At 57.4% G+C, this 25,846-nt stretch carries 26 protein-coding genes; 6 read left to right on the forward strand and 20 right to left on the reverse strand.

Annotation, left to right across the window (positions count from 1 at the left end; translation table 11 throughout):
• Positions 1-29: 29 nt before the first annotated feature.
• The 5 genes from QP904_RS01375 to QP904_RS01395 all read right to left on the reverse strand — a co-directional run bounded on the left by QP904_RS01375 (position 30) and on the right by QP904_RS01395 (position 4,472).
• Complete coding sequence (locus QP904_RS01375) at positions 30-656, reverse strand: Rv2732c family membrane protein (RefSeq protein ID WP_284835398.1); 627 nt, start codon at positions 654-656, stop codon at positions 30-32.
• Between the two features lie 22 nt (positions 657-678).
• Positions 679-2,241, reverse strand: coding sequence for a tRNA (N6-isopentenyl adenosine(37)-C2)-methylthiotransferase MiaB (gene miaB, locus QP904_RS01380; protein ID WP_284835399.1), 1,563 nt, complete (start codon positions 2,239-2,241; stop codon positions 679-681).
• A 45-nt stretch (positions 2,242-2,286) separates the two neighbouring features.
• Positions 2,287-2,889 (reverse strand): recombination regulator RecX, encoded by a 603-nt coding sequence (gene recX / locus QP904_RS01385; RefSeq protein WP_023021362.1) that lies wholly within the window; start codon positions 2,887-2,889, stop codon positions 2,287-2,289.
• 48 nt (positions 2,890-2,937) lie between these two features.
• Positions 2,938-4,074 (reverse strand): recombinase RecA, encoded by a 1,137-nt coding sequence (gene recA / locus QP904_RS01390; protein WP_200288944.1) that lies wholly within the window; start codon positions 4,072-4,074, stop codon positions 2,938-2,940.
• 182 nt (positions 4,075-4,256) lie between these two features.
• The gene (locus QP904_RS01395) at positions 4,257-4,472 is read right to left on the reverse strand and encodes a DUF3046 domain-containing protein (RefSeq protein WP_005325117.1); all 216 of its coding nucleotides are present in this window, start codon (positions 4,470-4,472) and stop codon (positions 4,257-4,259) included.
• Between the two features lie 163 nt (positions 4,473-4,635).
• Between QP904_RS01395 and QP904_RS01400 the strand changes: the two genes are divergently transcribed.
• The 3 genes from QP904_RS01400 to QP904_RS01410 are packed head-to-tail and all read left to right on the forward strand — an operon-like array spanning position 4,636 to position 6,523.
• Positions 4,636-5,199, forward strand: a complete 564-nt coding sequence (locus tag QP904_RS01400; RefSeq protein WP_023021360.1) for a biotin transporter BioY — start codon at positions 4,636-4,638, stop codon at positions 5,197-5,199.
• Positions 5,199-5,891: an energy-coupling factor ABC transporter ATP-binding protein gene (locus tag QP904_RS01405; RefSeq protein WP_023021359.1), complete on the forward strand. Its 693-nt coding sequence runs from the start codon at positions 5,199-5,201 to the stop codon at positions 5,889-5,891. Before QP904_RS01400 ends, QP904_RS01405 begins: the two co-directional genes overlap by 1 nt.
• Before the next feature lie 11 nt (positions 5,892-5,902).
• On the forward strand, positions 5,903-6,523 hold the full coding sequence (locus QP904_RS01410) for an energy-coupling factor transporter transmembrane component T family protein (RefSeq protein ID WP_284835400.1): 621 nt from the start codon (positions 5,903-5,905) through the stop codon (positions 6,521-6,523).
• A gap of 80 nt (positions 6,524-6,603) precedes the next feature.
• On the opposite strand, the gene QP904_RS01415 is transcribed toward QP904_RS01410, so the two are convergent.
• The 4 genes from QP904_RS01415 to pgsA all read right to left on the reverse strand — a co-directional run bounded on the left by QP904_RS01415 (position 6,604) and on the right by pgsA (position 9,125).
• Positions 6,604-7,464: a PspA/IM30 family protein gene (locus QP904_RS01415; protein ID WP_284835401.1), complete on the reverse strand. Its 861-nt coding sequence runs from the start codon at positions 7,462-7,464 to the stop codon at positions 6,604-6,606.
• Between the two features lie 182 nt (positions 7,465-7,646).
• Positions 7,647-8,009 (reverse strand): helix-turn-helix domain-containing protein, encoded by a 363-nt coding sequence (locus tag QP904_RS01420; protein WP_023021356.1) that lies wholly within the window; start codon positions 8,007-8,009, stop codon positions 7,647-7,649.
• A 26-nt stretch (positions 8,010-8,035) separates the two neighbouring features.
• Entirely contained in the window at positions 8,036-8,533 is a 498-nt protein-coding gene (locus QP904_RS01425) for a CinA family protein (RefSeq protein WP_200288942.1), read from the reverse strand.
• Between the two features lie 7 nt (positions 8,534-8,540).
• Positions 8,541-9,125, reverse strand: a complete 585-nt coding sequence (gene pgsA, locus QP904_RS01430) for a CDP-diacylglycerol--glycerol-3-phosphate 3-phosphatidyltransferase (RefSeq protein WP_023021354.1) — start codon at positions 9,123-9,125, stop codon at positions 8,541-8,543.
• A 59-nt stretch (positions 9,126-9,184) separates the two neighbouring features.
• Here pgsA and QP904_RS01435 point away from each other — a divergent pair, with 59 nt between their 5' ends.
• Positions 9,185-9,472: a YciI family protein gene (locus QP904_RS01435; RefSeq protein WP_023021353.1), complete on the forward strand. Its 288-nt coding sequence runs from the start codon at positions 9,185-9,187 to the stop codon at positions 9,470-9,472.
• Here the strand turns inward: QP904_RS01435 and QP904_RS01440 are convergent.
• From QP904_RS01440 to dapB, 7 genes are all read right to left on the reverse strand, one after another.
• On the reverse strand, positions 9,469-10,590 hold the full coding sequence (locus QP904_RS01440; protein ID WP_023027867.1) for a TerC family protein: 1,122 nt from the start codon (positions 10,588-10,590) through the stop codon (positions 9,469-9,471). The two genes, QP904_RS01435 and QP904_RS01440, sit on opposite strands and share 4 nt — an antisense overlap.
• Positions 10,591-10,759: 169 nt before the next feature.
• A complete protein-coding gene (locus QP904_RS01445; protein WP_396130024.1) occupies positions 10,760-14,095 on the reverse strand; it encodes an FtsK/SpoIIIE family DNA translocase in 3,336 nt (1,111 codons plus the stop codon).
• A gap of 217 nt (positions 14,096-14,312) precedes the next feature.
• On the reverse strand, positions 14,313-14,948 hold the full coding sequence (locus QP904_RS01450; protein WP_034655396.1) for a TIGR03085 family metal-binding protein: 636 nt from the start codon (positions 14,946-14,948) through the stop codon (positions 14,313-14,315).
• A gap of 57 nt (positions 14,949-15,005) precedes the next feature.
• Positions 15,006-17,135 carry a ribonuclease J gene (locus tag QP904_RS01455; protein ID WP_023021349.1) on the reverse strand — a complete coding sequence of 710 codons (2,130 nt, stop codon included), beginning with the start codon at positions 17,133-17,135 and terminating at the stop codon, positions 15,006-15,008.
• 2 nt (positions 17,136-17,137) lie between these two features.
• Entirely contained in the window at positions 17,138-18,046 is a 909-nt protein-coding gene (dapA, locus tag QP904_RS01460) for a 4-hydroxy-tetrahydrodipicolinate synthase (protein ID WP_284835403.1), read from the reverse strand.
• Positions 18,047-18,102: 56 nt separating this feature from the next.
• Entirely contained in the window at positions 18,103-18,849 is a 747-nt protein-coding gene (gene thyX, locus QP904_RS01465; RefSeq protein ID WP_049361193.1) for an FAD-dependent thymidylate synthase, read from the reverse strand.
• Positions 18,850-18,852: 3 nt separating this feature from the next.
• Complete coding sequence (gene dapB / locus QP904_RS01470) at positions 18,853-19,599, reverse strand: 4-hydroxy-tetrahydrodipicolinate reductase (RefSeq protein WP_284835404.1); 747 nt, start codon at positions 19,597-19,599, stop codon at positions 18,853-18,855.
• A 141-nt stretch (positions 19,600-19,740) separates the two neighbouring features.
• On the opposite strand from dapB, the gene QP904_RS01475 reads away from it, so the two are divergent.
• A complete protein-coding gene (locus tag QP904_RS01475; RefSeq protein ID WP_284835405.1) occupies positions 19,741-20,130 on the forward strand; it encodes a VOC family protein in 390 nt (129 codons plus the stop codon).
• 127 nt (positions 20,131-20,257) lie between these two features.
• Positions 20,258-20,953, forward strand: coding sequence for an AMIN-like domain-containing (lipo)protein (locus QP904_RS01480; protein ID WP_436406949.1), 696 nt, complete (start codon positions 20,258-20,260; stop codon positions 20,951-20,953).
• A gap of 96 nt (positions 20,954-21,049) precedes the next feature.
• On the opposite strand, the gene QP904_RS01485 is transcribed toward QP904_RS01480, so the two are convergent.
• The 4 genes from QP904_RS01485 to QP904_RS01500 form a co-directional block, all read right to left on the reverse strand.
• A complete protein-coding gene (locus QP904_RS01485) occupies positions 21,050-23,296 on the reverse strand; it encodes a polyribonucleotide nucleotidyltransferase (protein ID WP_023021343.1) in 2,247 nt (748 codons plus the stop codon).
• A gap of 143 nt (positions 23,297-23,439) precedes the next feature.
• Positions 23,440-23,709, reverse strand: coding sequence for a 30S ribosomal protein S15 (gene rpsO / locus QP904_RS01490; protein WP_005278802.1), 270 nt, complete (start codon positions 23,707-23,709; stop codon positions 23,440-23,442).
• 170 nt (positions 23,710-23,879) lie between these two features.
• Positions 23,880-24,812, reverse strand: a complete 933-nt coding sequence (locus QP904_RS01495; protein ID WP_284835406.1) for a nucleoside hydrolase — start codon at positions 24,810-24,812, stop codon at positions 23,880-23,882.
• Positions 24,813-25,835 (reverse strand): bifunctional riboflavin kinase/FAD synthetase, encoded by a 1,023-nt coding sequence (locus QP904_RS01500; RefSeq protein ID WP_284835407.1) that lies wholly within the window; start codon positions 25,833-25,835, stop codon positions 24,813-24,815. It lies immediately after the preceding gene.
• Positions 25,836-25,846: the final 11 nt, after the last annotated feature.

A 25,846-nucleotide genomic window follows, 5' to 3' on the forward strand; every position in this document is an offset into this window, starting at 1 on the left:
TCACAGATAAAGGCGCGGCGGCGCGCTTTTTACTCGCCGCGTTGGGCGCGGTGACGCTCAGCAGCTTGCTTGCGGCGATTATCCACAATTGGCACCTGCCGCGGCGCCGCGTTAATAGCAGGTTGGAATTCGCCCACCTCATCGAGCTGTCCGGCGGTGGCACGCACTTGAGCCTCGGCAGCCTTTTGCTCTGGGCTGCGGCGCAACGCCACTAAGCAATAGGCCAAAAATGCTAGGAAGGTAGCCAGCATTCCTACCCACATTCCCAGCGATGCCCCGTCAGCGGTAGACCCGCGGAACCAGAAACCCCACAGGTTGGCAAAGAAGGACACAGTCACCAGCATCCAAGCGACAAGTCCAGGCGTAGCTCGGCGGGTAAACAGTGTCACCGGGGTGAGAACGCCCAATCCAAGGAGAGCGAGCCACGCGGAGACGGTTTCCATGAGGGATATTCTGACTCCGCTGGACGTGGTACCGAAGGTCAACGCTTCCCAACCGTGTGAGGGGCCGGCGTAGGGCAAAACCAGGTAGTGGATATAAGCCACCACCGCGATGCACAGTGTGACTTTGTGGCCGCCGAGGTCCATTGTTTGTGCTGCGCGGCGCTCCGCGGTAGCTGCTTTCTGGGCGGCGGTGGTGGGCTTTTCCTCAGTCATGGGTCCCTAGCCTACTCCCCTCTTAGCAACCGCAAGAATCGCCGGATTCAGCGACCGCTGGCTTTCCAATAGACGGCAATCCCAGACCCACGCCGATGGGCGCCGTCGTCGGGGTCTCACCGGCGGCCGACATGTCGCCGGCCTTGGTGCGGGTGTGGGAGGTAACGGCGGCGTCGGCAAGCAAGAAGAAAGAACCCGCACCGGTGACCTGAGTATGGACCACATCGCCCGGGCGAATCGCGGTGGAGATGTCCGCACCGTCAGAATCAACCGGGGTGAAGTGCACTAAGCGCCCATCACGAGCGCGACCAGTCATGCGGTGGGTCTCATCGTTCTTGCGGCCGCCCTCTGCCTGGACCAAAAGTTCAACGTCTGTGCCGATGAGCTTCTTGTTCTCCTCGGCCTGGATGCTATCTTGCAAAGCAATGAGGCGCTCGAAGCGATCTTGGACGACGTCCTTAGGAATCTGGTCCTCCATATCCGCGGCCGGGGTGCCTGGGCGCGGCGAATACTGGAAGGTAAAGGCAGAGGCAAAGCGGGCGCGGCGCACCAGTTCCATCGTGTCTTGGAAGTCTTCCTCGGTCTCGCCTGGGAAACCCACGATGATATCCGTGGTAATCGCGGCGTGCGGAATCTTCTCCCGTACCTCATCCAAAATCCGCAGGAATTTCTTCGTGCGGTAGGAACGGCGCATGTCCTTAAGAACCTTGTCGGAGCCAGACTGCAGCGGCATGTGCAACTGCGGGCACACGGACGGGGTCTCCGCCATGGCGTCGATAACATCAGAAGTAAATTCCGCCGGGTGCGGGGAGGTAAACCGCAGGCGCTCAAGGCCTTCGATCTTGCCTACCTCGCGCAGCAGCTTAGAGAAAGCGAAGCGGTCGCGCGGCATCTCCGGATCGGCGAAATTAACGCCATAGGCATTAACGTTTTGTCCCAGCAAGGTGACCTCAGATACGCCCTGATCCACCAGCGCTTGGACTTCGGCCAAAATGTCGCCCGGCCGACGGTCCTCTTCTTTACCGCGCAGGGAAGGAACGATGCAGAAGGTACAGGTGTTATTGCAGCCTACTGAAACAGAAACCCAGCCGGCATAGGCAGACTCACGCTTGGCCGGCAAGACGGACGGAAACGCCTCGAGGGAATCGACAATCTCCACTTGGGCTTCATCGTTGTGGCGAGCGCGCTCTAGCAGGGTCGGAAGAGCCGCCATGTTGTGGGTGCCAAAGACGGCATCGACCCACGGTGCATTATCAAGGACAGTGTCCTTGTCCTTTTGCGCCAGGCAACCGCCCACGGCAATCTGCATGCCTGGGTGGTTTTCCTTGGTTTTCTTCAAAGCGCCCAAGGTGCCATAGAGCCGCTTATCGGCATTCTCACGCACGGCGCAGGTATTAAAGACGATAAGGTCTGGCTCTACACCTTCGCCGGCGGCCGAGTAGCCTGCCTCCTCCAAAAGGCCAGAGATGCGCTCGGAATCATGCACATTCATCTGGCAGCCGAAGGTTCGGACTTCATAAGTACGGGTATCTGCGATTGTCTGCTCCACGTCGGCATAGTTTAGCCATGTAGTTAGGCATCTCATAACTGCCGGACTTGGCCATTCCGGCGCTACCCTTCCTTGGCCGTATCAGTCCTCTGCGCGCAGTTCCGCGCACCGCGCGTCAAGCGCTGCGATTGCGATCTGCAATGACATTCCTTCATTGAAGCCGCGGCGTGCCAGCACACCCACGATGCGGCGTAGGGCCTTGTCGCGCTCCTTGCGATCCGGCGGGACAGTCTTAATGGAGCGAGCCTTCTTTTCCGCAAGGGCCTGCGCCATGGCTTGTTCATCGGCAGGGTCAATTTGCTCGAGGGCCTCAGCACGGTCGGCCTCGCTCACGCCCTTTTCCCGCAATTCCCTGTTGAGAACCGAGCTGGACTTGCCGCGCCGCTTATGCCGTTGGCGCACCCACTCGTGTGCAAAGGCTGCGTCATTCACCAGCCCCGCGTGGGCTAAATCATCTAGCACGTCCTCAACGACATCTGGCTCAAACTCGGCCTTTACCAGACGATCATAGAGCTCTTTCCGGGACCTAGAACGCTGATCCAAAAGGCCCAGCGCCCGAGAGCGGACCTTGGCCTTGGCTTCCTCTGCCTCTCGATCAAAAAGCCCGCCCCCAGCTGCTCCATTCTCATAGGCCTCGAGGGCCTGACGGAGTTGGGCGAGCTTTTCGGGGGCGGGCTGATTCATGATGCAGATTCAAATGGTACGCGGTGTGCGGGTGCGGGTTAGACGATTCTAGTCGTCGTCAAAATCGACGTTTGGAACGAGATCAACGGACTCATCGGTCAATGGGTCATCGGCGCCAGGAACATCCATCGCGGCAGCCTCTTCACCCTCGGCCGCAGCCTCGCCGATGCCAAGCTTCTGGAAAATCTTCTGCTCGATTTCATTGGCAAGGTCCGGATTATCCTTCAGGAAATTACGCGCCTTCTCCTTACCCTGGCCCAGCTGGTCGCCTTCGTAGGTAAACCAGGACCCGGACTTGCGGATGAAGCCGTTTTCGACGCCAAGGTCGATGATGGACGACTCGCGAGAGATGCCTTCGCCATACATGATGTCGAACTCGGCAATCTTAAATGGTGGCGAGACCTTGTTTTTTACTACCTTGAGCTTGGTGCGGTTACCGATGGCATCCTGGCCATCTTTTAAGGTCTGGATGCGGCGGATATCGCAGCGCACGGAAGAGTAGAACTTGAGCGCCTTACCACCGGTGGTGGTCTCTGGCGAGCCGAACATCACGCCAATCTTTTCGCGCAGCTGGTTAATGAAGATAGCGGTGGTACCGGAGTTGTACAGGGCACCGGTCATCTTGCGCAGCGCCTGCGACATCAGGCGGGCCTGGAGGCCGACGTGGCTATCGCCCATTTCACCTTCAATTTCCGCCTTCGGGGTAAGTGCAGCAACGGAGTCAACGACAATGATGTCAATTGCGCCAGAGCGTACCAGCATATCGGCGATCTCCAAGGCCTGTTCGCCGGTATCTGGCTGGGAAACCAAAAGGTTATCGGTATCCACGCCAAGCAGGCGAGCATACTGCGGGTCGAGCGCGTGCTCGGCGTCAATAAACGCGGCAATGCCGCCGTCCTTTTGTGCAGATGCAATGGCGTGCAGCGCAACAGTGGTCTTACCAGAAGACTCCGGGCCATAAATTTCTACGATGCGCCCGCGCGGGAAACCACCAATACCCAGAGCAACATCGATTGCGGTATTACCGGAAGAAATGGCCTTAATCGGTGGGCGGTTGTCATCACCCAGGCGCATCACAGCGCCTTTGCCGTAATCCTTCTCAATCATGGCCATTGCGGCATCGAGGGCCTTTTGGCGGTCATCTCCCTTAGAGGCGGCAGAAGAAGACTTCTTTTTGGTTGCCATTAACTTTCATCCTTATCTTTAACGACGATGTACTAGCGCATTATTAGACTGCCGCGGAACTCAAACGGTTCCCTCCGTCAACGCCATCCCACTGTAGACGACTGCATCGACACCTCCGCCATATTACATACATCTGTTCGAATTTTGAAAGTGAACACGCCAGTCCGCCAAATTCGACGGCGCTATAAAGTAGGGTAATCGACCCCCAACCTGCGCTCCTTCGGTACATCAAAGTCATCGCACAGGCTCAGCCAGACGCGACGCGGATCGACGCCGCGTTCGATAAGCTCATCGGGCGTTGCCCCGAGGTCGGGCAAGACATGGGAGTGACTAATCCACTTTCCCTTAGACTCGCCAAATTCGTCCACAATGAGCTGGTGATACTCAGTCAATCGCATGCGCGCCATCCTACTCAGCACTAAAGCACGGGCGCCAGCGGTCCAGAAAGTGTCGATTGGGAGCCCGCCGCAATGGCCCCACCTCACAATAATCAGCCTCAGATGAACACCGTTCAAAACCCTCAATTGTCTGCAGTTTTCATGCAGTGCTAACCTCTTGAACATGAAAAAGAACTCTCTGGCAACGACCATTGCCTATGTTGCCGTGTTTACCGCTCTCGTCATCGTCCTTGCCTTCGTGTCCATTCCCATCGGTTCGGCCGGCGTGCCCATCGTGTTGCAAAACGCAGCGCTGATCCTCGCCGGCCTTATTTTGGGTAGCAAGCGCGGCGGTTACGTGGGACTCCTCTTTTTGTTCCTGGGCCTTGCCCTCCCAGTTTTAGCAGGTGGCGGTACCACGCTGCGTGCCTTGGCAGGCCCAACCGCGGGCTACATCATCGGCTATGTTCTCTCGCCAGCGGTTGCAGGTGCAATTGCCTACCGCTCCCCTAAGAACAAGGGTGGCATGGCGGTCATACTTGCCATTGCTGCCATTGTCGGCCTTGCCGTCCAATACATCTGCGGCGCCTTTGGTCTCATGATCCGCTCTGGCTTGGAAATTGGGCCAGCCTTCGCAGCCCAATTGCCCTTCATCCCTGTCGATGCCGGAAAGCTTGTCGTTGCCGTCATCATCGCTCTCGGTGTTCACTCGGCCTTCCCCGATCTGATGGGACGAAAGGCCGCCTAGTGCCCACGATCGAATTTTCCTCGGTTTCGGTAGCTTTTGATGACACCGTGGTGCTCGAGGACATTAACCTCACCCTCACCGAACAACGCATTGGCATCATCGGCCAGAATGGTGGCGGAAAATCCACCTTGACCAGGCTCATTAATGGGTTGGGCGAGCCTAGTGCCGGTACGGTGACGGTGGACCAGATGGACGTCGCCAAGCAGGGCAAAAAGGTGCGCGAAAAGGTGGGCTTTGTCTTTTCGGATGCCGAAAACCAGATTGTCATGCCCAATGTGCGCGATGACGTCGCCTTTTCGCTCCGCCGTTTTAAGCTGCCCAAACACGAGCGCCTCGCCCGCGTGGATGCTGCCCTCGAGCGCTTCGGACTCGCCGAATTTGCTGAGCGCTCACCGCATACGCTCTCCGGCGGACAAAAGCAGCTCCTCGCGCTGGCAGCGGTCATGGTCATCGACCCGATTCTCATCATCGCTGATGAGCCCACTACCCTGCTGGATCTGCGTAACCGCGATCGAATCAAAAGAGAATTCGCGCGATTGGAACAGCAACTAATTGTGGTGACGCACGATCTGGAATTTCTGCGCGATTTTAATCGGGTCATTTGCATCGATGACCACCGCATCGCCGCGGATGGCCGACCGGCGGAGGTCATAGATTTTTACCAAGACCTCATGGCCCAGCGGCCGCTGTAGGGAGAATTGTCATGCAACGACGCACGAATCTCCCACTTTCCGTCTATGTTGATGGCACCAGTTTTGTTCATCGCATCAAACCCAGTTGGAAGATCGCATTCCTCTTAGTCTTTATCCTTGTTACCAGCATCTTTTTCAAGTCCATTCCGTGGGCAGCAGGCGGGGTCATCTTCGTTGTCATCCTTTATGCTTGCGCTCGGATCCCACTGGGCATTGCGTGGAGTCAAATCTGGCCGCCTCTCTTTTTCCTAGTCCCGTTGGCAGGCTTTCAATGGTGGGCAAAGGACTTCGACTATGCGGCGGTGATGTTCCTCAATGTCTTCGCCGCTATGATGGCTGCCTTCTTGCTCACGCTGACCTCCACGGTAGATGAAATCATGGAGTCGCTGGAAGAGTCGCTGCAGCCCCTAAAGCGACTAGGAATACCGGTAGAAAACATCAGCTTGGCTATGTCACTGACTATTCGGCTCATCCCGCTGATGTTTGAAACCGTCTATGAAGTCCTAGATGCCCGCAAAGCGCGCGGTGCCGGGATGTCCCCGCTGGCGGTTGGCACCCCCGTTATTATTCGCTCCATCCGGCGAGCGCGCGCGATGGGGGAAGCGTTGCAGGCCCGCGGCGTCGGTGACTAGCAGCGTAAGTTATCGCCTCCCTTGCACCACCAAATGATGGCCAAGGGAGGCGATAACTTTTTAAAAGACAGTCGAGGGTTTTACTCCCCACGCAACTCACGCAGACGGGCCTGTACAGCCTCGTTGTTGGCACTGCCTGGCTGGGCAGCGCTGTCGGCAGCAGAGCCAGAAGCTTTATTGCCCTCAATGGCCTGAGCCTTATTGGCTTCCACGGACTTAGAGGAGTTCATTTCACTGCGAATCTGCTCCAAGCGGGAATGACCGGCCATCTGTATGCCCGCCTGCTGAACCTCGGCCATGCGGTTTTCCACGGAGTTCTCAGCAAGCTCGGCCTGGCCTAGCGCCTTGGAGTAACGGCGCTCAATCTTATCGCGCACAGCATCCAGAGACGGCGTATTGCCATTGGCAGTTAGCTCGTTCATGGAGTTCAAAGACTCAGAGACCTTTTCCTGCATTTTTGCCTGCTCCAGCTGGGAAAGCAGCTTGGAGCGCTCATTGACCTTTTCGCGCAGCGCGGCGTTATTACGCTGAACCGCATTCTTGGCCTTTTCTGCCTGCTGTAGTGCCTGGTCGTGCAGCTTCTTGGTATCCTCCACGGACTCCTCAGCCGTAACCAGCTGGGCGGCGAAGGCCTCTGCCGCGTTCTCGTACTCCACGGCCTTATTTTCATCGCCCTTAGCACGGGCCTGATCAGCCAATTCCAGAGCCTGGCGAGCATTGCCCTGCAGCTTTTCTACCTCTGCCAAGCGGCGGTTAAGCTGCATTTCCAGCTGACGCTGGTTACCAATCACGGCGGCCGCCTGCTGAGACAGCTCCTGGTGCTGGCGCTGAGCATCCTCAATAGCCTGCTCGATCTGCACCTTCGGATCGGCGTTTTCCTCGATCTTATTATCGAAGAGTGCCATCAGGTACTTCCAGCCCTTAACAAATGGGTTCGCCATGGTGTGCTTCAACCTTTCTAGGTTAAAAATGTGCGTAATGTTCTGCTGTTTATACTAGCGAAGCGCTGTTTCCACCGCTTGCACTCCCCGCGGTCGCGGGCGCTTGCCGACGCCCCCTTAACCACCACAGCCGACCCTCCTCGCGAGAGAATAGGCCGGCTGTTGACATAGACCGCTGTGTGCTAGAGCTCTGATGCGGCAGGTGCCGTATGGGCTAGCTCCTCATCCATAGAGGGCAGGGCCATGTAACCGGCTGCTTCAATCAATACGTCAGAGACCGAGCAATCTAGCGCGTGGCACACAGACGCAAGGAGCTCAGAGGAGACCTCCTTGCGACCGCGTTCGAGCTCTGAAAGGTAACCCGGCGACACGCGGGCCACCCCGGCCAATTCGCGCAGGGTCACTCCCTTGTCCGCGCGGAAGGCGCGCAGCGTCAACCCAAGAGCCTCACGCAGAAGCGGCTCAGGAGTACGAGCAGTGGCGGGCGCCGCTGGTGCAGTAGCGCCGTTTACCGAGTGTTCGAGGACTGCAGTAGAAGTGTTCATCACTATGGTCAACGCTCCTTGTCTCGCTATTGTTCCCGCAGTGCCGGATTTTCTTCCACAGTTGCGCACAGTAGACGAAAGGCGGCTGCGACCGTGGCCTCTCTAATTTCGTTGCGCTCCTTGCCCAAACCGGATAGCAGCTGGGAGAAAGCGACTCTACCAGGAGAATAGATGCCGATATATACGGTGCCCGCCGGCTTGCCTTCTTGTAGGTCTGGTCCTGCCACTCCGGTAAGGCCTATTCCCCAGTCCGCAGCGGTTTCTGCCACCGCTGCGCGGGCCATTGCAAGGGCGGTCTCCCCAGAAACCACTCCGGCAGCTTCGATATCGGCTACCGGTTGGTGCAAAAAGTGGGATTTCACCTCGGTGGCATATGTTATAAGCCCTCCGCGCAATACAGCCGAAGCTCCAGGGACAGAAGCGACCGTGGCGCTGGCCAACCCAGCAGTAAGTGACTCACAAAAGGACAAAGTCTCGCCGCGCTCGGTGAGCTCGGACACGAGGCGGGTTGCCATGGTGCTCATGAACTACCTAGCTATTCTGCTTCTTGCCGTCAATGAGGTACTGGACGCCGGTAACTAAGGTCACCACTGCAGCCAACAGCATCACTAGGAAGGTAGGAACGTTCATCCACTCCGGCAACGGCCACAGATACAGCCCGACTGCCAAGGATTGCAATACAGTCTTCAGTTTGCCGCCCTTCGAAGCAGGTACCACCTTGCCGCGGCGCAACAACACCATACGCCAGATGGTGATACCGAACTCACGGATGAGAATGACCACGGTAATCCACACTGGCAGCACCCCGATGATGTTGAGGCATACCAGTGCGGTAGTCATAAGCGCTTTGTCCGCGATGGGATCAGCAATCTTGCCAAAATTGGTGATAAGGCCACGGGCACGTGCGATGTCCCCGTCGAGCTTATCTGTGAGCATTAAGGCCGTGAATAGGCCAAAAGCCCACCATTCATGGCCGGCAATGACCAGCCATGCGAAAACCGGAATGAAAAGAATGCGCAGGCTGGTGAGAATATTTGGCAGGTTCCAATTGGACACCTGCGGATTCACATCCGAGGATTGCGCTGACTGTGTTCCGGGTTGATTCACGTTATACATACTACCTGTTAGCACCAAGCACCTGCGCTTGGATGCCCCTGCATTTTAAAATGCCAAGCATGAAGTATTTTGCTGTTAGCTACGACTACAACCCCAATAATCCTGAGATTGCTAAGGCTCGCCCCGCGCACCGCGAGTTTACCGCGCAACTTTTTGAGGAGGGCACCATCATTGCCACCGGCCCCTTGACGGATTCCAAGGGCGGCGCGCTCATCATTGCGGGGCTTGCCGACGACGCCGTGGTCGCCGACGCCATCGCCCTCATGGACAAAGACCCCTTCTACCAAGCCGGCTGCATCACCGGCCGCAGCTTCCGCGAATGGAATCCCGTAAACGCCCGCTTCTAGTGTGGTAGCTCTTCCTTGGGCAGGTCTTCGGCCTTGCCCACGAATTCGCCCTTCTTGTTCCGGACGATCTTATTGCCCTCCTCGTCCCAGTCGAAGTGATTGTGCGATACCGGTACTCCGCCTTGGTTCTCATCGCGTTTGTTTTTAATAATCGAGGCGATAACCGTAATAACCAGGACGCCCACGATCACGATAAGTGAGGTGATGGTGGAAAATTCTGGGATCGACTCCACGTTCTCGCCGCCGTTGACAAACGGCAAGTTATTCTCATGCAGCGCATGGAACATGAGCTTTACACCGATGAAGCCCAAAATGATGCCCAAACCATAGGGCAGGTACACCAAGCGGTCCAGTAGGCCATCCAGCAGGAAGTACATCTGGCGCAAGCCCATGAGGGAGAAAGCATTCGTGGTAAAGACCAAGAACGCTTCCGAGGTAATACCGTAAATGGCCGGAATGGAGTCGAAGGCAAACATCACGTCGATAAGGCCGATGGACACCAACGCAATAAAAAGCGGGGTGAACGCGAATTTACGCTTGCCCGAAGAATCTTCCACGCGGTGCGTAAGCTTATCGCCGTGGTAGCGCGGGGTGACGTGGACTACCTTGCGGATCAGCTTGATGATGCCCATATCATTGGGATCGGTTTCGGGGGCGTCCCGAATCTCGTCGACGATGAGCTTGATTGCTGTGTAGATAAGAAATATCGCGAACAGGTAGAAGATATCGGACCATGCCGCGATGACCGCAGCACCCAAAAGGATAAACACCAGGCGGCATGCCAAGGCAATAACGATGCCGATGAGCAATACCTTTTGCTGGTACTTGCGCGGGATCTTGAAGGCGCCCATGATAAGCGCGAAAACAAAGAGGTTATCTACGGATAGCGCCTTCTCTGTCACGTAACCCGTGAGGTATTGGATGCCGTGCTCGTGGTCCCATATGGCCCATACGCCGGCACCAAAAAGTAAAGCAATACCGACATAGAATAGGGTCCAGAACCCGGATTCCTTCAGCGTCGGCTCGTGCGGGGTGCGCACGTGGGAGTAGAAATCAAAAACAAAGAATCCAAGAATGACGACGATGGAAATCGCCCAGATCCACAATGGCACATGCATTGGTACATCCCTCCGGTCGAAGATACAACAAAGTGACCGGAGGTCTCCCCCGCCCGGCTAGATAGCTGCAGCCGGGCCGGCACGACCGGGAGCATAACGCTTCCGTGCTGACGATCGGTGCCGAAGGATGGGGTACTCCCCTCCAAGACCCGTCCAACTTTACACGATCTTAGAAGGCACCTGTCGAAGGGTTATACGTTGCCTGGACGGTACGAGTGTCGCCAGCATCGCCCTGCGGGGAGGAATCGGAGCCTGCGGAGGAGGCGTCGGAAGTAGCGGCAGCTTCGTCCTCCTCTTGCTGTTGCATCTCCTCCTGAATTTCCTTTGGCGCCTCGGCAGGGTCGGCGCCCTTGATCATCCAAATGATGGTATCGAGCTCTTCCGGCTTCACTAGGACCTCGCGGGCCTTGGAGCCCTCGGACGGTCCGACGACGCCACGAGATTCCATCAGGTCCATCAGACGACCGGCCTTGGCAAAACCGATGCGCAGCTTGCGCTGCAGCATCGAGGTCGAGCCCAACTGGGCGGTGACCACCAGCTCGACGGCTTCGAGGAGGTCGTCCATGTCCTTGCCAATTTCCTCATCGATTTCCTGCTTGGCCTCGGATTGCTTCTCTTCAGTCACGCCCTCGGTGTAGTTCGGCGCGGCCTGCGACTTGGCGGCATCGACAACCGCCATAACCTCATCATCTGAGACGAATGCGCCCTGCATACGCACAGGACGCTTACCCTGCGGAATGAAGAGGCCATCGCCCATACCAATGAGCTTTTCCGCGCCACCCTGGTCCAAGATAACGCGAGAGTCCGTCAGTGAGGACGTCGCGAAGGCCAAGCGTGAAGGCACGTTGGTCTTAATCAGACCGGTCACCACGTCAACGGACGGGCGCTGGGTTGCCAGGACCAGGTGAATTCCGGCGGCACGCGCCTTCTGAGTGATGCGGACGATGGAGTCCTCAATCTCCTTTGGCGCAGTCATCATCAGGTCCGCCAGCTCGTCGACGACACAGACGATGTACGGGTACGGGCGTACCTCGCGCTCGGAGCCTGCCGGTGCTTGGTATTCGCCGGAGACCACCTTGCGGTTATAGTCCTCAATCTTGCGCACGCGAGCAGCCTTCATATCCATGTAGCGCTGCTCCATCTCCTCCACCAGCCACTGCAGGGCTGCTGCGGCCTTCTTCGGCTGGGTAATGATGGGCGTGATCAAGTGCGGAATGCCCTCGTACGGGGTAAGTTCCACCATCTTCGGGTCCACCAGGATGAGGCGAACCTGCTCAGGGGTGGCTCGGGTTAGCAGCGAGACCAACATGGAGTTGACGAAAGCGGACTTACCGGAACCGGTAGCACCGGCGACCAGCAAGTGCGGCATCTTTTGTACCGAGAACGAGGTGTATTCGCCTTCGATATCCTTGCCCAATCCAATAAGCATCGGGTCAGGAGAGCTAGTCATGCTGGGCGCATCAAGCACCTCACGCAGGTGTACCATCTCGCGGTCTGGGTTGGGAACTTCAATGCCAACAGCTGACTTGCCGGGGATAGGCGTCAGCAAGCGCAGGTTGTCCGTGGCTACGGCGTAGGCGAGATTGGACTGCAAATTCGTAATCTTGGATACCTTGACGCCTGGCCCCAGCTCGATTTCATAACGGGTCACTGTTGGACCACGGCTGAAACCGGTGACTTGCGCATCCACCTTGAACTCTTCAAAGACATCAGTAATGGCCTCGATAATGCGGTCATTAATCTCGGTGCGCTCCTTGGCTGGGGTTCCCGGAGTCAACAAATCCGTAGAAGGAACCGCGTAATTCTCGTTGCCAAACTGTGCGGCGGGCGCGGCGGCGGGCGCCTCAGCTGGCGCGGGCGCACCGGCACTACCCGTTCCCGCTCCTGGTTCGGCCGTCGGTTGAGAGCTATCCACCTGCGCGCCGGTCGTTGCATCGCGTCCAGAACGTTCACGGAAGAGCTGGCGAGCCTTCTCGTGCGCGGACGATACTGCATCCGCGCCTCCTTGTGCAGCGGACCCAGCGGCACCTGCGGCAGCACCTGCTACCGCGGCTCCAGCGGCTCCGGCAGCACCGGCACCTGCAGCCTTAGCTGCGCCACGTGCCGCCCCTGCAGCTCCCGCAGCGCCAGCGGCTGCCCCCGCAGCCGATCCCACAGCGGAACCGGCGGCGGTACCCGCTGCTGAAGCAGAGCGAGCAGAGTCAAATGCGGAGCGCTGGCCAGCGGTGCCCAGAACGCGGGTCGGCTCCGAGTCTACGGAGTCTGGCTGGGCCGGCGAAGACGCAGCAGGACCTTCTACGACTGGAATCTCATCGGTATCCTCAATATCGCGCGAAACTGGCTTCTCCGCCGGAGTGGACACGGACTGAAAGCCGCCACGCGTTGGCGCGCTAAAGGAACGGGTTGCTTCGTCCTCCTCCGCCGCAGCGGGGGACTCTGTGGGATAAGAGGAACCACGCGGAGAGGGGCCTTCAGTGCGGCCTCGGAAAGCGCGCAGGCTTCCACCGCGTTCAGAGGTTCGGCGCTTGGCTGCAGGTCGGGCCGGGCGGGTGCTGCGCTCACGCCCTTCCGCAATATCATCGATATCGCCGGTGACGTGTCCATAGAGGTCATCGCCTTCGTCTTCGTAATAATCTTCATCCGCACCGCCAAAGCGAGAGAAAGCTGCAGCGATGGCATCAGCCACCAACTCATAAGCCTCGCGGATGGTGATTCCGGTGACCAAAAGGGCGCCGTAGATAATGACGAGGAAAAGCAACGGCACTGCAACGAAGGAGGTAAAGGCAGTCTCCAACAGGCCACCAATGGCATAGCCGATTACTCCGCCCGCGCCACCGGCACTTTCCGGGGTAAAGCCAAGTTCAGGGGTGCCAGCAAAGATATGGATCAAGCTGAGCATGGCCAATACAATGACGCTAATTCCGCCCACAATGCGCGGCTTAAAATGCCCCGCCGGGCCGGAGATATCCATCATCAAGGCAATGGCCAAAGCCACTAAGGCCACTGGCAGCACCCATGCGCCCGCACCAATGACATAGCGCACGATATTGCCCACCCAGGCACCTACTTGGCCAGCGACACCGAACCAGACCGTAGCCGCGAGCACGATGGCAATACCGATGAGCACGAGTGCCACCGCATCGGGATTTTTCACCTGAATGCCGCGCGACTCCGACTCACCCAATTCCATGGTCGAAGGGTGTTCTTCCGCTGCTTCATCATTGGCACGAGTAACCTTGCTTTTCTTTTTATTCTCCCCGCGTGCAGAAATTTCTTCCGGCTCCCTTGTCGTCTCGTACTCCTCGGTGTCATATACGTCTTCGCTCGGCTTCAGCCCGGCCATTCCATGGCTTACACCTCGCGCCATGTTTCCCATGCCGCGCGCCGTGGCACCAAACACTGCGCCCAAGCCCTTGCCGACGGCCCGGAACGCACTACCAGTGCGCTCCTGTGAGGTCGCTGCAGCACGCCGATGCGAGGACGTCATAGCCAAGGTTTCCGGCATGCCAGCACCGGACCGGCTGCGGCCAGATGGCCGTGAACGATTCGTCTTTCGGCGCGTCCCGCGCGAAGAGGCATTTTTGACAGACATGCCTCTACCTTAACCGTGACACCCCATAAATCACATTAGCCACACGCGTTTCCCCCGAGGCCTAGGGTCATAATCTAAAGTCACACCCCCAACGGCGCACGACGATTGCGATAATAGTACTAATTCAAGGCTAGAGAGTTGACCGTACGGCGGCTTTGGCATCTCCCTCGAGCGCGACTTCGGCAGCGTCACGTCCGAAGGACCACAGAATCAGTTCGCCTACCTCCCCCGATACTCGGACTACGGCATCTCCCTTATCTGCTACGCCGTGCTTATCCGCGGCGACAATGCGCGGTAATCCTTCGGGCTGCATAATGACCGGGCGAGTCGAGTTTCGCAGGGCCACCTTAGCTAAGAGCTTCAGGTAGCTATGCATCTGCTGTTTGATTCGTGCCGAGAAATCTCGCGGACCCATGCCATTAGCCCGGCGAATGTCCTCGTGGTGAACAAAATGCTCTACAAAGTTTTGCTGTGCATCCACGAAACGAACGGGGTTATAGGTAGCCGGTCCCCTCCCCCAGTCATCAACGAGCTCATCAAAGTCGCGTTCGGAAACCTTGCGCGATTCCTTTTCAAGGTGGCCGGACAATGCCTTGACAAAAATTCCAGCGGCTGCATCGGGGCGATTTTCCCGCACCCACAGATGTACGGCTAGGTCACGGGTAGTCCAACCCTCGCACAAAGTAGGGGCATCAGGACCAAGCTTATGAAATAGCGCGACCATTTTGGCGCGCTCAGCAGAACAAAACGACATAGGCCCCAGCATACCGAGCTAGCTAGCATGCTGGGGCTGCGTCTGCCTTTATACGAAGAACCCTGCTATTTACAGGGACTCACGAGAAGCATCTACGTCTTCATCATCGGTAACCAATGGGCCGGAGTTGGTCGGCACGATGGTCGGCAGAATGACCGGCTCGCGCTTGTACTTCGAATCCATAAGTTTAGATACCTTGCGGCGCAGTTTCTGCACCATGCGGTAGGTATCGTTCTCGCCCTCGGCGGCGAGATCATTCATGGTGTTTTCTACCATTTCTGCGACCTCCGGCACGATGCCGCGGTCATCATCGGAAAAGCCTGTGGTAGATACCGTTGGGTGCTCCAATAGGCGCGAGGTGCGGTTATCAATCACGCACGTGATAGATACCACGCCACCAGTTCCCAGGTTGGTGCGGTCGGCCAAGGTATCGGCATCCACATCGCCCATGGACACACCATCGACGTAGAGGTTGCCCACCTGCATCTGGCCTACGACCTCGGCGCGGCCCTTGCGCAAATCCACGACGACGCCGTTTTGTGCCAGCACCGTACGATCGCGGTCCACACCGGTGGAAATGGCCAGCTCCTTATTGGCACGAAGGTGGCGCCACTCGCCGTGCACCGGCATAGCGTTGCGCGGGCGCGCTGCGTTGTACAGGAATAGCAGCTCACCGGCATAACCGTGGCCCGAGGCGTGCACCTTGACGTCTTGGTTAGTAATGACGTTGGCGCCAATCTGAGACAGCATATTAATCACGCCGTAGACCGCTTCCTCATTGCCCGGGATAAGCGAGGAGGAGAAGATGATGGTATCGCCATCACGTACGGTAATTTGGCGGTGCTCGCGACGAGCCATGCGCGATAGAGCGGCCATTGGCTCACCCTGCGTACCGGTGGTAATGAGCATGGTCTTGTGCGGAGCCATCTTGGCAGCCTCATCAATGGGGATAATGGTGCCGCGAGGGACCTTCAAAAAGCCCATCTTTTCCGCGATTTCCATGTTGCGCATCATCGAACGGCCGTTGAAAGCCACCTTGCGGCCATTTGCCACGGCAGCGTCGATGGCAGCCTGCACGCGGTAGACGTTGGATGCAAAGGAAGCCAAGATAACGCGCTGCTTCGCGCCGGCAACGAGACGCTTAAAGTTGGCGGGGATATCTCCCTCAGATGCAGATACACCAGGCACGGTGGCATTGGTGGAATCACACAGCATGAGGTCGACGCCCTCATCACCGTAACGAGACAGGGCTGGCAGATCGGTTGGACGATTATCCAGTGGGGTCTGATCCAGCTTGATATCACCGGTATGGATGATATTGCCCGCTGGGGTTCCCAACATGATGCCCAAGGCGTCCGGTACGGAGTGGTTAACTGCCCAGAAGCGAACCCGGAATGGTCCATAAGTCACGTCGGATTTTTCATTAACCTCGACGAACTTCGGCTTCTGACGATGTTCCTTACACTTCGCGGCAATGAGCGCGATGGTAAAGCGGGAAGCAACAATAGGGATATCTGGGCGCAGCTTCAGCAGCCACGGAATAGCTCCGATGTGATCCTCGTGCGCGTGAGTAACGACGAGGGCCTTGACCTTGTGGATCTTCTTCTCGATGGGGCCAAAGTCAGGCAGGATAAGGTCCACGCCCGGCTCACCGGAAGACGGGAAGAGCACACCACAGTCAATGATGAGGAGGTCATCACCGTACTCGAAGACGGTCATATTGCGACCGATCTCCGAGATTCCGCCCAAAGCATAAATGCGGAGTGCATCCTTCGGCTGCTTTGGCGGCTCTGGCAAACGCTTGGTTAGATCCGCACCTTGCATCGACTTGGGCACGTTGCGGCGACCACGGTTATTGCGGCCGCGGCCCTTACCGTTGCCATTTTTGTTGTTGCCGCCATGGTTATTATTTCCACCATGGTTATTGCCGTTGCCGTTACCACCACGGCCACGGCCGCGGCTACCACGGGAACGGGAGCGGCGGTTGTTACCGCCGCCATCATGGTGGTTATCGGAAGAATTCTTTTTGCCAGAGTTGTCCTTATCGCCCTTAGCCGGCTTATCCTGTGCGGAATTGCCAGCATCAGTAGCTGGGGCTTGGAAAACTGGCGAAGCCGCCTCGTTGGAGGCGGTTTCGTTTTCCGCCGGTGGGCCCGCCTTGCGGGTCACCTTGCGGGAACGGTTACGGGGTTCATTCATTCTTAAAGGGCTCCAGATTGTTCCAGATCACGGCGAAGTACCTCGCGTTCCTCCTCGCTCGCAGCGGTAACAGGAAGACGGGTATCGCCAACTTCGATGCCCTGCAGGCGCAGGGCTTCCTTTGCAAACGTCGCTCCGCCCAACCGTGCTTGTGCCCGGGTAAGCGGAAGGAGCGTTGTGGTATTGATTTCTCGGGCGCGGGCCATATCGCCCGCGTCGAAAGCTTCATAAAGCTCTGCCAAAGCACGCGGCACAACATGGCCGATGACGGAGATGAATCCAGAAGCGCCGAGGGAAAGCCACGGCAGGTTAATCGGATCATCACCGGAATACCAGGCCAGACCGGTTTCTTGGATCAGTTCTGCGGCCGCAGGAAGGTCGCCCTTGGCGTCCTTCACGGCTTGGATATTCGGCAAATCCGCAAGGCGGCGGAGGGTATCCGGCGCCACTGGGATGCCCGAGCGGCCAGGAATGTCATAGACACAGATTGGTAGATCCGTGGCTTGCGCGACTGCGGCGAAGTGCTCATAAACACCCTTTTGGGAGGGCTTCGAGTAGTACGGAGTCACCACCAATAGGCTATCTGCCCCCGCATCCGCGGTGGCTTTGGCCAACTTGATGGAAGCTGCGGTGTCATTCGTTCCGGCACCGGCGCATAGCTTTGCGCGATCTCCGACTTCTTCCTTTACGGCTTTGAGCAGCTCCAGCTTCTCTTCAACCGACGTGGTCGGTGATTCGCCCGTGGTTCCACCTAGGATGAGCGAATCAACGCCATTGTCTACGAGATGAGCCGCTAGGCGACGACCTGCTGCAACGTCCAGCGCACCGTCACGGTCAAACGGGGTAACCATGGCGACGCCGATGCGTCCAAAGGTGTCGACGCCAGTTTTTGCTGTCATACCTGTGCTCATAGGCGTCAAGATTACCCTTTTGGCTAACAATTAGCCGCATCGGGGTCTCGCGCGTGTTAGGCGTAGGGGCTTGCCGCCATCTGGGTGCCATCAGCCAACGTGGTGATATTGAAGTCATTAAAGAGCACCGGCGCCTTGCTCTGCAGCAACTTCAAGCACTCTACCGCGACGTGGCGCAGCTCTTCATCGGCCTGTTCCGCGGCACGTGCACCGATAAAATGCCGCCACGCGCGATAATTGCCGGTGACAACGATGCGGGTTTCTGTTGCGTTGGGAAGCACGGCACGGGCCGCCTGGCGAGCCTGCTTTTTACGCAGGAGTGCATTAGGCTCATCCAGTTTCTCTTCGAGCGCGCTAAGCAGCTCGTCATAGACAAAGCGAGTTTCATCTACAGCCTGCATGACCAACCGGCTAAGCTGCTCGTCTTCGGCCACCAATTTAGGCAAAACCACTTCAGTTTCATCTGGGTGGACAAAGCGCTGGGAAAGCTGCGAGAAGGAAAAGTGCCGGTGGCGTACAAGCTCATGGCTCGCCGAACGCGACAGCCCCGTGATGTACATCGTGGCTGTGGCATGCTCAAGCAATGCGGTATGACCTACCTCCATGATGTGGTGTAGATAGGCTTCATTCGTTGCCGTGCGGGGATTTGGTTTGTCAAAAGACTCGTAGCACGCTCTTCCAGCAAACTCGACTAGTGCTTCCCCATCTGAGGCCGAATCATCCGCGGTCCAGTCCACAGTGCGCGGGGCGTGAAATTGCGTTGCGGCAATGAGCTGAATGTCTAGCTCACTTGCTTTAGCCATAGCTTAAAGCCCCAAGTACTTATCTAGGCCGACGACCAAACCTGGGTGTTGCGCAATCTGGCGCACGCCCACCAGTACGCCCGGGGTAAATGACGCACGGTCATAAGAATCTTGGCGAATAGTCAGAGACTGACCTTGGGCACCGAAAATAACCTCTTCGTGTGCGACCATGCCGCGAGTGCGTACCGCGTGTACCGGGATGCCGTCGACATTGGCTCCGCGTGCACCGTCCAGTTGCTTTTCCGTGGCATCCGGCATCTCGCCTAGGCCTGCCTCCTTGCGAGCGGCTGCAATCCCTTCAGCGGTATGGATGGCGGTACCGGACGGCGCATCCAGCTTTGTCGGGTGGTGGAATTCAATGACCTCTGCAGTTTCAAAGAACTTAGCGGCCTGCTTTGCCAACACCATGGTGAGCACAGCGGAGATGGCAAAATTCGGCGCAATCAGGACATTGCCAGCACCGTCTTGCTTAGTCCACTCCTCTACCTGCGCCAAGCGTTCCTTATCAAAGCCAGTGGTCCCCACCACACAGTGAATGCCTAGGGCAATGCAGAATTCCAGATTGCCCATGACGGAATCCGGCTGGGTAAAGTCCACGATGACCTCTGCGTGGGCGTCGACAAGCTGCTGCAAATCATCACCGCGGTCGATTTCTGCCACCAGCTCTAGGTCATCCTCCGCGCTAACACCTTCGACGATTGCTTGGCCCACACGTCCGTGGGCGCCTAGAACGCCAACTTTGATTGCCATGGTGTGCTCTCCTTACTTCAGCCACATTCTTAGTACTTTTCTCTCCATCCTAACGCGCATGACAGCTGCGCAATTCCTCGCCTGTCTGAAAGGACGTGTGCTTCTAAACGATGACTTACATTCGTCACTAGGATGGCCTGCATGCAGATTTATATCGCTTCTGTTCCTGTAGATGATGTTTCACGCGCTCACGATTTCTACGTCAACACCCTAGGCTTCCGCGTTAAGGATGACGTTACGCACGGCGATTTCCGGTGGCTTACCGTCACCAATGCCGATGGTGAAGGAGATACTGAGCTGCTTCTGGAGCCGAAGGGGCATCCCGCTGCAAAAGACTATGCCGCAGCACTAAAGGCCGATCGAATCCCAGTGACCCAGTTCCTTTCGGCAGATATTGAAAAGGAATACAAGGACCTCAATGACAAGGGCGTGCACTTTACCATGGAGCCCACCGATGTTGGCCCCTCCATCATTGCCGCTTTTGATGACACCGTGGGAAACCTTATTCAGCTCGTACAGTTAAAGAAGTAGGCCTACTTCCCGCTTCCGCAACGTGCCTCTTAGGACGTTTAACAATTGCATCACTTTCTAACCCCTGCCCCATCAGCCTCAGTAGGATGGGGCTTATAGCACGGTAAGCACCAAGGAAGTGATGAACTTGTCTCGTTCAATTTTCTCTCGCACTCTCGCCCTAGCCACCAGCGCAGGATGCGCATTAGCGCTTGCCGCTTGTTCCGCAGAGGACTCCACGCAGCAAAGCTCACCGGCACTTAGCGAGGTTCAGTCAACTGTCGACACGGCTGAGGCCGCAGCCAGCACCACCCCACCTACTACTTCCGCCCCGCAAAGCACCTCAGCGGCGGATGCTGGCCAGCAATCAATCCCACAAGTCGCGTCCCCAGTTGCGTTTGCGGGCATGGGCACAGCCTCGCTCGAGGACCAACAACATATGCCGGAAGGACTTGGAAACCTCATCCCCACGGGTGTGCGAGTGGGAGCTCATGATGGGTTTACGCGCGTTGTTATCGACTTGGAGGGCGAAGGTGAACCGGGGTGGTTTACCTCCTATACCGATGCCCCTGCCCAACAGGCATCCGGCAAGCCAGTTGAGGTTCAGGGCACTACCTTTCTAAACCTAGGCATTGAGGGAACGCCATGGCCTTCAACCCCTGAGCTCAAGGAAAAATACATGTCCCCAGGCACTACTCCGGGTGCCGGGGTGGTGAGCGAAATCAACTACGCCACCACATTTGAGGCACAAACCCAGCTCATTATCGGCCTTAAGAAAAAGACTCCCTACTCGGTGACTTTTCTGCAAGAGCCATCGCGCGTGGTGATTGATTTCCAGAATTAAAGTTCTGACATCACCGCTCGGGGTACGCAAAAATCAAGAAAGGCCCTGACTTCCAGTGGGTGAACTGGAGCTCAGGGCCTTCTTTAGGCTTGAGGATTAATCCTCAACCGGAACCAGGGAAATCTTGCCGCGGTTATCGATGTCAGCGATTTCTACCTGAACCTTATCGCCAACGTTGATGACGTCTTCCACCTTTTCGATGCGCTCATCGCCACCCAGGTTGGAAATGTGAATCAGACCGTCGCGACCCGGGGTCAGGGAAACGAATGCGCCGAACGGAACGGTCTTTACCACGGTGCCTAGGAAGCGCTCTCCTACCTTCGGCAGCTGCGGGTTAGCAATGGAATTGACCTTTTCGATGGCAGCATCTGCGGCTTCACCGGTAGCAGCGGAAACATAGACGGTTCCGTCATCTTCGATGGAGACATCTGCGCCGGTCTCCTCGGTGATCTGGTTGATGGTCTTGCCCTTTGGCCCAATGAGCTCACCAATCTTATTGACCGGGATCTTCACAGAGGTGATCTTCGGGGCGAGGCCAGACATCTCATCCGGCGTATCGATGACCTCAGCCATGGTTTCCAGGATGGTAGAGCGGGCATCACGAGCCTGCTCCAATGCCTGAGCCAAGACCTTAGACGGGATACCATCCAGCTTGGTGTCTAGCTGCAGGGCGGTGATGTACTCGGAAGTACCTGCGACCTTGAAGTCCATATCGCCAAAGGCGTCCTCGGCACCGAGGATATCGGTCAGGGCGACGAACTTCTCCTTACCGTTGACCTCACCGGAAACCAAGCCCATTGCGATGCCGGCTACGGGTGCCTTGAGCGGAACACCGGCGTTGTAGAGGGACAAGGTGGAGGCGCATACGGAACCCATGGAGGTAGAGCCGTTGGAGCCCAAGGCCTCAGAGACCTGACGGATGGCGTATGGGAAGTCCTCGCGGGAGGGGATGACCGGAAGCAGGGCTCGCTCGGCTAGTGCACCGTGACCAATCTCGCGGCGCTTCGGGGAACCTACGCGGCCGGTTTCACCGGTGGAGTATGGCGGGAAATTGTAGTGGTGCATATAGCGCTTGGATTCCACTGGGGTCAGAGAATCGATCTGCTGCTCCATCTTGAGCATGTCTAGCGTCGTAACACCCAAAATCTGAGTTTCTCCGCGCTCAAATAAGGACGAACCGTGAGCGCGTGGCACCAAATCCACCTCAACGGAAAGGTCACGGATATCGGTAACGCCGCGGCCATCAATGCGGAAGCCCTCAGAGAGGATCTTCTGGCGCACGATCTGCTTCATCAGGGCGTTATACGCGCCACGGATCTGCTTCGAGGCATTGTCCTCATCCAAGTCTTCAAACTGGTCCAAGAGCTTTTCTTCGACCTGCTCCATGTATTCATTGGTAGCATCGTCGCGTTCCTGCTTGCCCGGAATAGTCAGCAGTTTCTCCAGCTTCTTGGTAGCAGCGCTTTCCACAGCTTCAAAGACGTCATCACTATAGGCTGGGAAGAGGGGGAATTCCTGAGTTTCCTTGGCGGTACGCTCCGCCAGACCGTTCTGGGCCTCACACAGGGTCTTAATGAATGGCTTGGCTGCTTCCAGGCCTGCAGCGACGGTTGCTTCCTGCGGCGCAGGGGCGCCTTCAGCAATGCGCTCTGCAACGTTGGTGCCAGCACCGGCCTCGACCATCATGATGGCCACGTCGTCCTTGCGGCCCTTCTTTACCATGCGGCCGGCAACAACCATCTCAAAGAGCGCGCGCTCGTGCTGCTCGTGGTTCGGGAAAGCCACCCACTGGCCTTCCGGGTGCTTATCGTCGGCGATAAGAGCCATGCGGACGCCGCCTACAGCACCAGAGACGGGCAAGCCCGACAGCTGGGTAGCGGCGGAAGCGCCGTTGATGGCAACGACGTCGTAGTACTCTTCCGGATCCTGGGACATGACGGTGACGACAACCTGGACCTCATTGCGCAGGCCCTTGACAAAGGTCGGGCGCAGCGGGCGGTCGATGAGGCGGCAGGCCAGGATAGCCTCAGAGGAAGGGCGTCCCTCTCGACGGAAGAAGGAGCCCGGAATCTTGCCAGCGGCGTACATGCGTTCTTCTACGTCAACGGTCAAGGGGAAGAAGTCGAATCCCTCGCGCGGCTGGTTAGAAGCGGTGGTGGTGGCCAACAACATGGTGTCATCGTCCAAGTAGGTGGTCACGGAGCCGTCTGCCTGGCGGGCTAGCTGGCCGGTTTCAAAGCGCAACGTGCGGGTACCAAAGTCACCATTGTCTAGCGTGGCAATGGCTTCGGTAATGCCAAAGTCCTCGTCAATGTTGAACTCGACGGAGTTCTGAACGCTCATTAAAAAATGTCTCCTTGAGTGGTTTAGGCGATCGTCGGTGCCGCCTGGTCAATTTTGTCTACGACAACGCTGTCAAATTCTAACAGAAAAACCACAAAAGCCCCGCCTAAGGGCGGGGCGAGAGGGCCAAAGCTGAGCCGAGATTAACGACGCAGGCCCAGGCGAGAGATCAGATCACGGTAGCGATCGACGTTGTTCTCAGCCAGGTACTTCAGCAGGCCACGACGGCGACCAACCATCAGCAGCAGACCACGACGGGAGTGGTGATCGTGCTTGTGGAACTTCAGGTGCTCGGTCAAGGTATTGATGCGGGAGGTCAGCAGGGCAACCTGTGCCTCGGGGGAACCGGTATCGGTTTCGTGCAGGCCGTACTCCTTGAGGATTTCAGCCTTCTTCTCAGTGGTCAAAGCCATGAGTATTTCTCCTTTATTTCAGTCCACATTATCGTGACGCATAAGCCTGCGCGGTGCGCGAGACTTGTACGTGCCGCAACTGCTGTGAACCGCAGTCGCTAAGCCAAAGAAATACCTTACAGCGTCCGGACACAGAAAATCAAAACCACCTGCCCCTTAAGTCTGGCCTGCTAGAGCTCGCTAAAGAGGGCTTCCAGTAGTTCTACAAACTCCCGCACAAAGCGCTCGCTATCTACACCTACAGCTACTTTCGCGGTTGCCGGTGTCGAAAGCCGGGTTTCGTCTGCGATTGTCCGACCGCGGGTAGGGCTGGTGGTATCGGTCTTGAGGTTTATCGAAAGGACGTCGACAAGCGAGGCATCTGCCGCCACCGCCACGGCCAGTGGATCGTGCAGGCCGCAACCGCCCAAATACGGCGACGTAGTGGCATAAGCACCAATATAATAACCGACCATATCCGCGAAGATGCGGCCGGCACGGGTACCCGAAGCGCGCCAACGAGCGGATTCCTCCGCAGTCAACAACGTGCGCAAAGTGACATCCAGGCCCACCATGGTGATATCGCCGGCATGGCGGAATAGGTAATCGGTAGCCTCCGGATCCTGGGAAATATTAGCCTCAGACCACGGCGTGACATTTCCAGGTACTGTGAGCGCCCCGCCCATCATCACCAGGTGCGCGTTCGCGGCAAAACTGGGGTCTTGGCGCATTGCGGCCGCAATAGTGGTGGAAGGACCGGTAGGAATGATGACCAAATCAGCGCCATGCTCGTGGACTGCTTGGATGAGGAAATCTGCCGCGGGTTGAGACTGGACCTGCCCGGTTGCCGGCGGCAGGAGGACCTCGCCTACGCCGTTGCGGCCATGGATAAAGGAGGAAATATCGCTCGGCCGAAAGCCATCCGGGCTGGGGCCGGCAAAAACCGGAATATCACCTTTGCCCAGCAGCTCCAGGAGGGCAAGTGTATTGCGCACGGCCAAGGGCACAGTCACGTTGCCGTACGTACAGGTCACACCGATTAGTTCCAAGTCTGGATGGGCTATGGCATACGCCAGCGCCAAGGCATCATCAATGCCGGTATCGAGATCGAGAATGGCCTTCATTTATTTCTCCCGTAGGAAATAGTCTTTGGCGGTCCAGCCTTGTGCCTTAGCATCGGCGGCAAGCACCTGGCGGGCCTTGGCTACGTCATTGGCCATGGCCTCTAGCAGCTCATCCACGGAATTGAACTTCACCATATCGCGAAGGTGACCGACGAAATGCACCGTGGCCTCATATCCATACAGATCCGCATCGCGGTCGAGCACGAAGGACTCGATGGAGCGCTCCTCGTCACCAAAAGTGGGGTTGGTGCCCACGGAAATAGCAGCCGCGTAGGCCACGCCAGGGCGCATGTCGCCGTCTATGGAAGCGTCAGAGTAGACAATAAACCACCCTGCATAAACGCCATCGGCCGGGATGGCCACCGTATCCGGGAAGTACTGATTGGCCGTAGGAAATCCCAGTTCCTTTCCTCCCCGACCCGCGCCGCGTACCACGGGCCCGGTCACGGTGAAATGGCGGCCGAGCGCCCAATTAGCGGATTCAATGTCCCCGTTTGCAAGACACTCGCGAATATGGGTAGAACAAATACGCACGCCCGCATCATCCAGCAACGGGACGATATCCACGCTAAAGCCAAACTCGGCACCAAAATCTTGCATGGCCCGGGCGGTTCCGGTGGCACCCGCGCCAAAGGTAAAGTTCTCCCCCACCACTATGTGCTGCGCATTGAGCTTTCCCACCAATAATTCTTCCACGTAAGGCCGCGGCTCCACGCCGGCTAGGTCTTTGGTGAAGTCGATGACAAGCACGGCTTCAATGCCTAGCTCCTCGGCCAATTCCAGCCGGCGCTCAAAGCTGAGCACCGCCAGTGGGGCACGCTCCGGTAAGAATACCGACACCGGGTGCGGGTCAAAGGTTACCATGACAGCGCGCTCACCACTGGCGCGAGCGTGCTCCACACAGGCGGAAATGAGCTGCTGATGGCCGCGATGTAGGCCATCAAAGACGCCGATTGTTACTGACGTTGGGCCTACTTCCGCAGGGATGTCATCGATTCCGTACCAAATATCCACACAGACCATCGTAGAGCATA

This window comes from Corynebacterium nasorum, assembly GCF_030229765.1.
GTDB lineage: Bacteria > Actinomycetota > Actinomycetes > Mycobacteriales > Mycobacteriaceae > Corynebacterium > Corynebacterium kefirresidentii.

Excerpts from the sequence above, each read along its gene's own strand:
- QP904_RS01375 (WP_284835398.1), bottom strand. The coding sequence starts at position 656 with ATGACTGAGGAAAAGCCCACCACCGCCGCCCAGAAAGCAGCTACCGCG.
- miaB (WP_284835399.1), bottom strand. The coding sequence starts at position 2,241 with ATGAGATGCCTAACTACATGGCTAAACTATGCCGACGTGGAGCAGACA.
- recX (WP_023021362.1), bottom strand. The coding sequence starts at position 2,889 with ATGAATCAGCCCGCCCCCGAAAAGCTCGCCCAACTCCGTCAGGCCCTC.
- recA (WP_200288944.1), bottom strand. The coding sequence starts at position 4,074 with ATGGCAACCAAAAAGAAGTCTTCTTCTGCCGCCTCTAAGGGAGATGAC.
- QP904_RS01395 (WP_005325117.1), bottom strand. The coding sequence starts at position 4,472 with ATGCGATTGACTGAGTATCACCAGCTCATTGTGGACGAATTTGGCGAG.
- QP904_RS01400 (WP_023021360.1), top strand. The coding sequence starts at position 4,636 with ATGAAAAAGAACTCTCTGGCAACGACCATTGCCTATGTTGCCGTGTTT.
- QP904_RS01410 (WP_284835400.1), top strand. The coding sequence starts at position 5,903 with ATGCAACGACGCACGAATCTCCCACTTTCCGTCTATGTTGATGGCACC.
- QP904_RS01415 (WP_284835401.1), bottom strand. The coding sequence starts at position 7,464 with ATGGCGAACCCATTTGTTAAGGGCTGGAAGTACCTGATGGCACTCTTC.
- QP904_RS01420 (WP_023021356.1), bottom strand. The coding sequence starts at position 8,009 with ATGAACACTTCTACTGCAGTCCTCGAACACTCGGTAAACGGCGCTACT.
- QP904_RS01425 (WP_200288942.1), bottom strand. The coding sequence starts at position 8,533 with ATGAGCACCATGGCAACCCGCCTCGTGTCCGAGCTCACCGAGCGCGGC.
- pgsA (WP_023021354.1), bottom strand. The coding sequence starts at position 9,125 with ATGTATAACGTGAATCAACCCGGAACACAGTCAGCGCAATCCTCGGAT.
- QP904_RS01435 (WP_023021353.1), top strand. The coding sequence starts at position 9,185 with ATGAAGTATTTTGCTGTTAGCTACGACTACAACCCCAATAATCCTGAG.
- QP904_RS01440 (WP_023027867.1), bottom strand. The coding sequence starts at position 10,590 with ATGCATGTGCCATTGTGGATCTGGGCGATTTCCATCGTCGTCATTCTT.
- QP904_RS01445 (WP_396130024.1), bottom strand. The coding sequence starts at position 14,095 with ATGCCGGAAACCTTGGCTATGACGTCCTCGCATCGGCGTGCTGCAGCG.
- QP904_RS01450 (WP_034655396.1), bottom strand. The coding sequence starts at position 14,948 with ATGCTGGGGCCTATGTCGTTTTGTTCTGCTGAGCGCGCCAAAATGGTC.
- QP904_RS01455 (WP_023021349.1), bottom strand. The coding sequence starts at position 17,135 with ATGAATGAACCCCGTAACCGTTCCCGCAAGGTGACCCGCAAGGCGGGC.
- dapA (WP_284835403.1), bottom strand. The coding sequence starts at position 18,046 with ATGAGCACAGGTATGACAGCAAAAACTGGCGTCGACACCTTTGGACGC.
- thyX (WP_049361193.1), bottom strand. The coding sequence starts at position 18,849 with ATGGCTAAAGCAAGTGAGCTAGACATTCAGCTCATTGCCGCAACGCAA.
- dapB (WP_284835404.1), bottom strand. The coding sequence starts at position 19,599 with ATGGCAATCAAAGTTGGCGTTCTAGGCGCCCACGGACGTGTGGGCCAA.
- QP904_RS01475 (WP_284835405.1), top strand. The coding sequence starts at position 19,741 with ATGCAGATTTATATCGCTTCTGTTCCTGTAGATGATGTTTCACGCGCT.
- QP904_RS01485 (WP_023021343.1), bottom strand. The coding sequence starts at position 23,296 with ATGAGCGTTCAGAACTCCGTCGAGTTCAACATTGACGAGGACTTTGGC.
- rpsO (WP_005278802.1), bottom strand. The coding sequence starts at position 23,709 with ATGGCTTTGACCACTGAGAAGAAGGCTGAAATCCTCAAGGAGTACGGC.
- QP904_RS01495 (WP_284835406.1), bottom strand. The coding sequence starts at position 24,812 with ATGAAGGCCATTCTCGATCTCGATACCGGCATTGATGATGCCTTGGCG.
- QP904_RS01500 (WP_284835407.1), bottom strand. The coding sequence starts at position 25,835 with ATGGTCTGTGTGGATATTTGGTACGGAATCGATGACATCCCTGCGGAA.